Origin of the sequence: Salinispora sp. H7-4 (genome assembly GCF_013416675.1) — a bacterium.
GTDB classification, from domain to species: Bacteria; Actinomycetota; Actinomycetes; order Mycobacteriales; family Micromonosporaceae; genus Micromonospora; species Micromonospora vitiensis.
Window position 1 is genome coordinate 1 of sequence record NZ_JABZED010000038.1, and the last position, 10,461, is coordinate 10,461.

The 10,461-nt window shown below is 65.0% G+C and carries 3 protein-coding genes; 1 reads left to right on the plus strand and 2 read right to left on the minus strand.

The window, feature by feature from the left end:
• The coding region (locus tag H0524_RS16200) for a DNRLRE domain-containing protein (RefSeq protein WP_180199391.1) at positions 1-8,237 on the minus strand (8,237 nt) is incomplete at its 3' end.
• Positions 8,238-8,756: 519 nt separating this feature from the next.
• Between H0524_RS16200 and H0524_RS16205 the strand changes: the two genes are divergently transcribed.
• Complete coding sequence (locus tag H0524_RS16205; protein WP_180199392.1) at positions 8,757-9,074, plus strand: hypothetical protein; 318 nt, start codon at positions 8,757-8,759, stop codon at positions 9,072-9,074.
• 227 nt (positions 9,075-9,301) lie between these two features.
• Here the strand turns inward: H0524_RS16205 and H0524_RS16210 are convergent, their stop codons facing one another.
• A complete protein-coding gene (locus tag H0524_RS16210; protein WP_180199393.1) occupies positions 9,302-9,823 on the minus strand; it encodes an SMI1/KNR4 family protein in 522 nt (173 codons plus the stop codon).
• Between the last annotated feature and the right edge of the window lie 638 nt (positions 9,824-10,461).

Below are 10,461 nucleotides of genomic sequence, written 5' to 3' on the forward strand. Positions count from 1 at the left end.
TTCGGAGCATTCGGCTCGTCCGCCTTCGGCTTCGGCGCACCGGTCGAGGGAGCCGCCTTAGCCGTATCGGTCGTCGCGTCAGCGGTCTTCTTCGCGTCCTTCGCGGTATCAATTCCGTCGTAGATCTTCTTACCGGTCTTACCGAACTTGGCCGCGCTCGCCCCATAGCCGAAGAGCGGAATCGCGGAGGAAAACGAAAGCCCGGCGTCGACGTAGTTACCCTCGGCGAGGTACCAGGCGCCGTTGGCCACATCAGCGACCTCACCGACCACCGGCACCAAACCCACCACGTCCAGAGCGGCGTGGCCGACATCCGACCACGACATCCCGAACAGGTGACCGTCGATCTCCACGAAGCTGATCGGGTTCCCACCAGCGAACGCGTACCGGTTGCCGGTGAACGGGTCCATGGCCAGACCCATGTCAGCCAACGCCCCGCCATACGTGTCCCGAGTCAAGAACCGGTTCAGACCCGGGTCATAGTTACGGAACCCCATGTCGTAGGTACCCGAAGCCGCATCCCAGCGAGACGCGTTGAACCGGAACGCGTTATACGGACCCTCGCCCTCCGGCTGGACACCAGGAGCGTCCACACCCGTGAACTGCGAGGCATCGTCCTTGCCGTACGCCGTGTAACCGTACGTCGCCCGAGCGTCACCGTCCTCCTTGGTGATACCGATGACATCACCACGCGACCGGTACGTGAACTGCGAGTACTCCCGGCCACCATCGTCCTCGTGCTTGATCTGGGTGAGCTGCCGACCCCACGGCGCGTACTGGTAGGACTTGGTCGCCTCATCCGCGACCTCCTCCCGCAGCACCTCGCTGGTCATCCCCAGATACGTGAAGGCCGTCGTCTTCGACCCCGTGGTCTGCGACACCGTCCGATCGAACGGGTCGTAAACGTAGGTCGTGGACTTCGCCGCCGACCCACTACCCGCGGTCGCCTTCGCCGTCCGGTCGAAACCGTCGTAGTAGTACTTCTGCGCGCGCTGCCCACCAACCGACACCGTGTCAAGACGACCCAGCGGATCGTAGTTGTAGGTGGCGGTCACCCCACTGGTAGTGGTGGAGTGCAACCGATTCCGGTCAAACTTGCTGGTGCTCGTCGTCCCCTCGACCGTCTGAGTGATCGTGTTGCCGTTGGCGTCGTAGGTGTACGACTCCGTCGAGGTGCTGTCACCGGTCTTGTCGAGTCGACTGATCCGATCCTGCGGGTCGTAGCTGAAAACATACGTGTTGTCGATGTAATCCGCCGTGTCATCGGCGTTCATCAACTTGACGACTTCCCGGGACGGGTGCCCGTTGGCCTGGTACTCCAACGTGTGCTCGGCGACCACCGCCCCACCGGAGGTCTTCTCCACCTGGTGCTCGGTGGCACCGTCCAGGAAGTAGGAGAAGTCGACCGTGTTGCCGTTGGGCTTGACCTGCTGAAGCATCTGCCCACGAGCGGTATAGGTGAACGTGGAGACCTGCTGGTTACCCGCCGACGGCGAGTCGGCGTTGGTCACCTTGGCGACCATGTCCCGCTCGTCGTATTCGACCTCCGACCAGGTCAGGTCGTGAGTCGAGGTGAGCGGGTTACCGTTCACGTCGTAGGTCAACGCGGTGGTGTTGCTCAACGTCGAGCCGGCGAACTCCTTGACCGATTCGATCTGGTTGAGCTGGTCGTAGGCGATGTCGTAGCGGTCAACCCGGGCTCCGGGGCTGAGGTCCTTCACCTCGACCATCAACCCGTTCGGGTTGTACCGGTAGGTGAACTCCTTGTGCTCGTCGTCAACGTCGCCGCTGTTGTCCCGCACCAGCTTGACCGCGTCGGCAAGGACCTTGCCGCTCGCCTCGTCGGTGAGGGTGACCTTCTGAACGCCGTCCTCGACGAAGGCGTAGCTGCCCAGGCTGACCCAGGTGCCCGCGTCCTGCGTCTGGTTCACCGTCTTGACGACGCTGCCGCCGTCGTGGGTGATGGTGAACTTCGCATCCGTCGCCGCCCCGGTCACCTCCGGGTGCTGGACGAAGACCTCGTAGTCGCCGTCCCGGGGAATGGTCAGCTGCCAGTTGAACTGAGCCGACCCGCTGCCCGCCGGCGCCGTGGCCACGTCATACCCGTACGCGCCGGTAGCCGCGCCGTTGGTCCAGGTGCCCTGGGCCGCGGTGTTGTGGGTGTCGGAGTTGTCGACCAGGACCACGTCCTGACCAACCGGCAGACCGTCCTCCGACCGCCCCTTCTGGTTACCGGACGGGTAGTACTCCCAGGCCATCGTCCGGGACGTCGACCCACCAGCCGAGGTCAGCGTGTTCTTCGTCTGCTGACCCAGGTCGTTGTAGTCGAACGAGTTGACGATGTCCCACGGATCCTTGGACGTCTTCGTCCAACCGTTGTCGTAGTAGCGGTACTCGGTGTCGTTACGGACCGTCTGCCCCTCCGACGGCGGCGCACTGACCTTCGCCAGGTTGCCGACCGAGTCGTACGAGTAGAGGGTCTTGTTCGGCTTGTTGTACCGGCTGTCGTCGGGGTCATACGCCGACCAGGTCTCCTTGACCCGGTTGAGCGAGTCGTAGACCGTCACCATGGCGAAGTCGTCCGGGTCGTCGGCGGTGTTCACGCCACGCGGGCTGACCATCTTGGTCTGGTTGCCGACCTCGTCGTACTCATACCGCGTGGTGCGGTAGGTGATGCTGCCGTCGCTCTCCTCCCGCTGCGGCACCTTCGACTCGATCAGCGCGCCCCGGGCGTCGTAGGTCGCCAGGGACTCGTTGCCGTCCGCGTCGGTCGTGGCGACGGTCAGACCGTCCTTGTCGTACCGAGCGGTGGTGAACTCGCCCAACGCGTCCGTGGTCTTGGTGACCCGCCGGTTCCAGTCGTACTCGAACCGGGTGGTGAAGTCGTCCTCGGCGCTGGCGGTCTTCTTCGCGTCGTAGACGACGGTGACGTTGCCGACGTTGTCGTACTCGCTGGTGACCCGCTGCCCGAGCGCGTTACTGACCTCGATCGGCTGATAGATAGCGTCGTACGTCGTGGTCGTGGTGTAGTCCCCGGCCGTTGCCGTCAGGTTGCCCTGCGGCTCGGTCACCGTCAGGACGTTGCCGACCTTGTCGTACGTCGTGGTGCTCTTCCGCTCCGGGTCAGTCGGCTCGTCGGACGGGGCGACGGTCTCGATGACCTGGTCGGCCTCGTCATAGACGGAGGTCGACACCGCACCGTTGGCCGCGTACACGGTGGTGATGTTGTCGTTCGGGTCGTAGACCGGGGCCCGCTGGGTGATGAAGCGCCCGTTCTCCGCGTCGACCGGCTCGACTCGCGTGGTCGGTCGCCCGAACGCGTCGTACTCCTGGGTCACCGTGGCGTCAGCGGCGTTGCGGGCCTCGGTGACGTTGCCCCGTACGTCGTACGCGAAGTGTGACTCGCCGTCGTCCGCGTCGGTGATGGTCTTCGGGTAGCCGTTGGCGTCGAAGCCGGTGAACGCGGTGACGTTGCCGTTGGCGTCCTCGGCGCTGACGAGTTGTCCCCACTCGTCGTACGTGTTGGTGCTGGTGTAGTCGCCGTCGGTCGCCGTGGCGTTACCCATCGGGTCGGTGACGGTGGCGACGTCACCCTCATCGGTGTAGGTGAAGGTCCACTTGCGGCCTTCGGGGCTGGTCTTCTCGGTCACGTCGGCCACGTAGCCGTCGAGTTGACGCTGGTAGGCCAAGACCGTGCCCGGCGTGTCGTTGCGGACCGCCTCGGCGTCCCTGATCTCCGTCGGGTAGCCGGTCTTCGGGTCGTATGCCCAGGTCGAGACCGCGCCGTTGGCCTCTTCGAGGCGGATGACGTTGTGGTCGTCATCCCAGCCGAGCTTGGTGATCTCGTCCTTGGCGTTGGTGGTCTGGTACGGGCGGCCGTAGCCGTCCATCCGGTACGCGGTGGTGTGGTTCTCCGCGTCGGTGACCGTGGCGTCGATCAGGTCACCCTGCGGACCGTCCGGATCGACGTAGGCGAACTGGGTGGGGTGACCGAGCCGGTCGGTGTACGACTTGGTGGTCCAGTGCCACTGCGGGTCGTCGCCGTCCTGCGGATAGTGGTAGACGAGCCCGGTGTCGTTGCCGCGCGGGTCGGTGACCTGCACCAGCTTGACGTTCTTGTTGCCCTGCGTCATGTCGTAGGCGAACTCGAACACCTTGGGCTGGCTGGAGCCGGCACCGTCGATCAGTTCACCGAGCAGACCCTTGTCCGTGTAGGTGAAGGTGAGCTTACGTCCGGAGATGTCGGTGATCTCCGAGACGTGATCGATAATGTGCGGGTTGGTGAGGTTGGTCGCCGACTCCTTGGTCCAGGTGGTGTCGTCGATGTAGTCGTAGTCCTGACCCTTGGCGTAGTAGTCGATGGTCAGGGTCTGCCGACCGGTCGGGTCGGTCAGGTAGCGCAGGAACTTGGTGGGCTTGTTGTTGGACTTGCGCTCCTCGTAGGTGAAGAGCATCTCGTTGCCGTTGTTGTCTACCGTGCTGGTGAGGAAGCCCTCACAGTCGTAGTAGAACTGGGTGCGGTCCGGCTTGGTCAGCCGCCACGCCTTCGGTTCCTGCGTGTTCGGCTTGCAGTCGACGCTGGAGTACTTCTCCAGGTGCAGGTGCACACCCTTCGGGGCGATCCACTGGTTCGCGGTGTCGTCCCAGGTGAACCGGTGACTGGTCCCGTCACCGTCGGTGAGGGTGACCTTGGTCGGCTTCGGGTTCGGATGGAAGTCCAGCGGGGTGCCCAGGCGCATCATCGACGACGCCTGCAGGGACCAGCCGAAGCCGGCGGCGCTGTCGGTGGTGTCCTGCGAGTTGTAGGCCAGTCGGACGAAGCTCGACAGTCCCCGCGAGGGGTTGTTGAACGCGTTGTACGACCAGACGCTGTTGCCGGCGTAGAGGTTGTTCATCAGGGTGCCGCCGGCGCCGGTGTTCTTACCCGCGTAGGAGTAGAACTTCTCCAGACCGAGCTGGTCGGAGGTCGGCTCCTCCACGGCGACGTTCTGCGGCAGCGCCTTGATCTCGGTGGTCTCCGACAGCTTCTTCCCGGTGACCTTGTTGTGCAGGTCCCAGTCCAGGATGTAGTCGGTGCGCCGGTTGCCCTCGGTTGACGAGGGTGGGGTCTTCACCTGTGCGCTGACGTCGACGGTGCCGGCGATCGGCACGGTCGCCGGCAGCGGCGTCGCCACGTGGATCGTCGGGTCCGCCACGGCTTCGCCGTCGGCCCGCTTCCACTGGTAGGTCAGTTCCCAGTCGGTGGCGGCGAACGCCGCATCGGTGGGGTTCGACACGGTCACCGGCACGGTGTGCGTGGAGCCCGGGGCCACCTGCTCGGGGGTGGTCGGCGCGTGGTAGGTCGACTCGGCGTTCTGCTCGAGGTAGGTGACCTCCAGCGTCGGGCGCAGCAGCGGCTCGGACGCCTCCGACGAGAGCATCAACGCCCGTGCCGTCGGGGTGTCCTCGTTACGCATGCGCAGCAGGAGACCGTTGTTGCTGCTGGGGGTGCTCACCCAGCCCTTCACCGGGTTGGTGACCGTCCAGGTGGACCACTCCGGGTCGTTGCTGATCCCGCTGAGCCCGGACTTCCACGCGGTGTCGTAGCTGCCGCCGGGGGTGGTCCAGGCGGTGGAGGCGTCAGCGTTCTCCCAGGTGGCCGTCTTTTCGTCGAACGGCTGGGTAAGCTGATACACGTCGATGTAGTCGTCTTGCACGTCCCCGGGCAGCAGGTACGTGTTCCACACCCGCAGCTGCGCGTCCACGACCTTCGCGCTGGCCGGGACTCCGGCCAGGTCCGGGAACTTCACCACGCTACGGGTGGTCCCGTAGTAGGTGGAGTTGTTCCCCGTACCCAGGTACGGGTCGCCGTCGTAAACGTCCACGTTGTCGTTGGGCCGGGCCTTCGACAGGTTTGTGTCCACGACCCCGTTGATGCCGGTGGGGTCATCGGCGGCGGCCGCGTCGCGGTAGATCCGGGTGATCTGCCCGGCCTTCGGCAGCATCACCGGCTGGCTCGGCCCCGCGAGCAGTTCGCCGTCGCGGGTCTTCACCGCGACCATGTAGTAGTAGAACTTGCGGGCCAACGGGTCGGTGTTGTCCGCCGGCGTGGGCTCGGCCGTGGTGTCCTGGTAGGTCCGGGTGGAGGTGTCAACCGGGGCGATCAGCGTCGCCGCCGACGGGCTGAAGTCCTGGTAGATGCTGCGGTGCACCTGGTACTCGACCGCGTCGTCCTCCGGGTCCGACGAGGGGTCCTGGTATTTCGGCCAGGTCAGCACCGCACCGGTGGACGTGATCGTGGTCGGCGGGTCGAGCTCCACCCCGGGCCGGCCGTAGGTGACGATCAGCCGCGGCAGGTTGTAGTCACGCCGATCGTTCTGGTACGCGTACTCCGATGCCTCGAAGATCGGCCCGCCCCGGCCCTTGGTCTCCTCGTCCACCGCCTTGACCACGAAACCGTGGTTCGGGGTGCCGTTCAGCCACTCCTGCACCACGTCCCGTACCGCGAACGAACTCCACACGCTGGAGACCGCCCGGGCCTTGTTCGCCACGCCCCACCGGGTGAAGCGCACCGCGTCGGCGATGACCGCCTTGCCGGCCACGTCGCCCAGTACCACCCGGCCGGCCGTACCGGCGTCGAACCGGTAGGTGCCCAGCGTCGTCCACTCGCCCTTGGTGTCCGGAGTGGTCTGGTCCACCGACACCGTCGAGGAACCGTCGGCGTGGTGCACCGTGAACGGCGCCTCCTCGGACCGGTCGAAGGCGCCGACGTAGTGCACCTCAACCTTGTAGTCCCCGGCTTCGGTGAGCGTCGGCGTCCAGGTGTGGGTGTCCCCCGTGGCCGAGTCGTTGTTAAAACGGTAGTCGCCGTTCACCGCATGCTTGGTCACGTCCGGGTTACCGGACCACGCCCACGACCCGGTGACCGAGGTACCGGCATCACCGTCGTCGAGCTGCACCAGGTTTCCGGCCGGCTTCGTGTCGATGTTCTCGTGCGTGTTGTTCCAGGTGGCCGTCTCCGCCGACCACGGCTCCGTCATCCGACGCGCCTCCATCAGCACGTCGTTGTCGTGGGTGGTGTGCGTCTGGTCGTAGTACAGCTCCAGCCGGGCATCATCGATCGTGGTGCCGGCCGGTACCGGGTGCAGCGGGAACCGCACCAGCGTCCGCCACACATCGGCGCTGTCCGTACCCACCCGCAACGGCCACGTCGCCGCGTCCGTCTGGTGCGCGTGCCCCGGGTTACCCGAGTAGACATGCACATCCTGCGAGTCGGACGGCACCGGCTGGATCCGGATCGTCGGGTCGATCACCACCGGGTAGACCCGCTTCGGGTCAGCCAGCCACGCCGCGTCCGCGCTCACCGTGACCGTGGTGTTCGCCCCCGACCCGGCCACCTTCTGAGTGACCTTGTCCGACCACACCTTGCCGTGCGGCGACGCCTTGTCGTCCTTGCTGTCGTACATGAACGGCGCCGGCATCACGAACACCGGGTCCCCACCCGAGGGACGCAGGAACGCGATCGACCCATCCTGGCGCTGGTGCGCCTGCAACCCGGTCGTGTCCAGAGTGAACGTGTACGACGCCGGCCCCTCCGGCGCCCGGTGCAGGACGATCATTTCCTTCAGCGCGGTCGCGGTCACGTCGTAGACGACATCCGCGCCGTCGGCAATCCCCGGATAGGTGACCGTCGAACCGGAGACCTTCGGGGCGACCGCCTTGTCGGCGCCGCCCAGCCCCAGCTCGATGCTCCTGCCGTCGCGCTCGAACCGCACCAACTCGTCCGAGCTGTCCCCGAAGAGACTGGTGAAGCTGTTCGTGCTGTTGCCCTGCACGTACCCGTCCTCGACGGTCGGCTGGACCTTGGTGTCGATCGGCTGCCACCGACCCTGCTCGTCCTGGTAGTGCAACGGCGCGGCCGAGATCTCCGCCTGCAGCCGGCCATCGGCGAGCTGGTAGACCCGACCGGTTTCCGTCCGCCGCTCGGCGACTTCCCGAACCCGCTTCTGCTCCGGCCAGACCGTCGCCTCGGGTGGCTCCTCGTGCACCACCAGGCCGGCCCGGACCTCCTCAGCTCGCCCCCGCGGCGACTCGCCCCCGTCAACCAGGGACCACGCCGCCCTACCGAGCCGGGAGAAGAAGCCGTCGCCAGCGGAGGCCGTTGACGCGCCCCCCCAGTCCCGCCGCGACAGCACCTCTATCCCACCGAGCGTGGCCACCAAGGCCAACACGAGGACCACGATCAGTGGTCTACGCACCCTACGCACAGCTGAACACCCTCCAGTAGGGATGATCAAAACGAGCGGAAGGTATCAGAGGTAGCCGACTGCTGCCATCCCGCTGTGTAACGCAAAACGCACGCTGCGCATCGACAAATCTGCACCCAGTGGCGCACTGATGGCATCTGACCAGCCCCGACACAACAGCTAAGAAGACAACCAAATCGGAAAAACTCGTGACCACCCCGATAGCGACCGCACTCCACCAAAACCCCAAAACCGGCAATTCGCCCAGACATTCCTATATACGACATATTAGGACGAACCATGCATATTTTGCTGGGACCCTGATTTTGCTGCCAAATTGCTGACTTTTGGCTGCAGCACGACACCCTGTTCGGCGACAACGAGGCGCCGGGTTCATCGATGACGGCGTTCAGCCGAGACGCGACCGGTGAACGACGACCACTCAGGGGCTCACGTGTTCGACCGGCCCCGGAAGCAGCCACGGACACGGAGCGTCCTCGGATGCACCGACTGTCGTATTAGGATGCGGCGATGCACATCTCCATGTGGGTCCCCTACGACGAGCAACGGATGCGCCGCTTCTATCGACACACTGCCCGTAGGCAGTTGAGAACCTTCCGCATCCTCGGCGGAGTGTTGATCACCCTCGGCGTCGCACTGACAGCAATGGACCTGCCAACTGACCTCGATTCAATCAACCTGGGCGTTGGACTGCTGTTCGTATTCGGGTTGGGACCCATGTTGGGCAAGTCGCAAACGGCAGTCATAGTGCCGAAGAATGCGATGGCCCAGGAGCAGCGGGCCGAGTTCGCCACGTTCGTCAACACATTGCAGCCTGCGGCGAGCTAACGGCGCCCAGGCGCCACCACGTCAACCGCCGCCGTCACCGCCGTCGCCACCAATAGCCGCCGGTACCCACGGGGATGGGTACGGATATCACGTTTTGGCCGTGCCACACGGATCGACGGTGCGAGAAAGAAAGGCTCGCACCGTCGGGTGGACAACTTCCGTGCTCCACAGAGCCCCAGGGGGCCAGACGACCTTCAGTATCGAAGGCGCGAGACTGCGGTCGTGGATCAGCTCCTCCGGTTCGGATCGCTCAACGCCTCCCAGTCCTCCGGGCTGATCGGGTACGGCGCCCAATACGGATAGTAGAACGCCCGCCGTGCTGGATCGGCGATCGTGAACGGCTTGAACTCAGGGTCTGCGATCATCCGGTAGACGAACTCGGCCGTCGACATGTCGAACCGGTGCCATGGCTCACCAGCCTCCCTCCGGGAGACCACCGGCCATCGGTCCGGCTCGACGGCGCGGTCCGCCAGCCAGAAATGGTCTCCCTCGGTCTCGTCTAAACCCCACTGGATCAGGCCCGGTCCCGTGTCGGGACCATAGATTCCGTACGGGGCGAAGATCTGCGCACCAAACTCGCTGCGGCCTGCCACCTGTCGACTGCCAGACCACATGGAAAGCAGCGGTTGTTCGTCGTGCTCGCCCGTCGGCCGCAGCAGGCTTAGAAACCCGGAGAACGCCCCCGGCAAGAACCGCCGACTCAACTCCTTGAAGTCGGCAGGCAGCGCGACGCCGAGCTCAGCCTCCACCTCCTCCCATCCAGGACCCTCAGGATCCCGGCGCCATCCGGTCTCTTGAACGATCCGTTCGACCCAGTTCATTATCATCCCCTGACCTTGAAAGGTCACGACACATTGAAAACGACATTAGCGACAATTTTCACGCCCCCAACGTCACCAGCCACTCCCACTGCGAGCCCTCCTACGGTGCCATAGTTAGGCTGATCGGATCGAAATCGTGGGCCCGTAGTCCTCCGGTTCATCGGCCACGGAGACGACGAACTCTCGATCCGGGAATGCGGATTTGAGCGCTCCGCGCCACATCGACGCGATACGCGGGGCCAACTCAGCCAAGACGACGTATTCAGCTTCCGACTACGGTGGAAACTCGTCCCACAGGTGAACGTGGTGAAGTCGGGCCAGAAGAGCATCGACATGGCGGCAGCCTCACCGACGGTCACCGTGGACTGCAGAATGGCCCGTGGATCTAATTCGCCAGGACTGGTCCAGCCCTCTAGACGATCTATTCCGAGGGATCAGTGGTCGTAAGCGATGAGGGAGCGCATGATGGGTTGGCCGGTGGTCCAGTTGTGCCAGATCGCGGCGGTCATCGCGAGGATGCGTTGTGCGACGCGTACGAGTACGCCGGTGGCGGTACGGCCGCCGTG

Excerpts from the sequence above, each read along its gene's own strand:
- H0524_RS16205 (WP_180199392.1), top strand. The coding sequence starts at position 8,757 with ATGCACATCTCCATGTGGGTCCCCTACGACGAGCAACGGATGCGCCGC.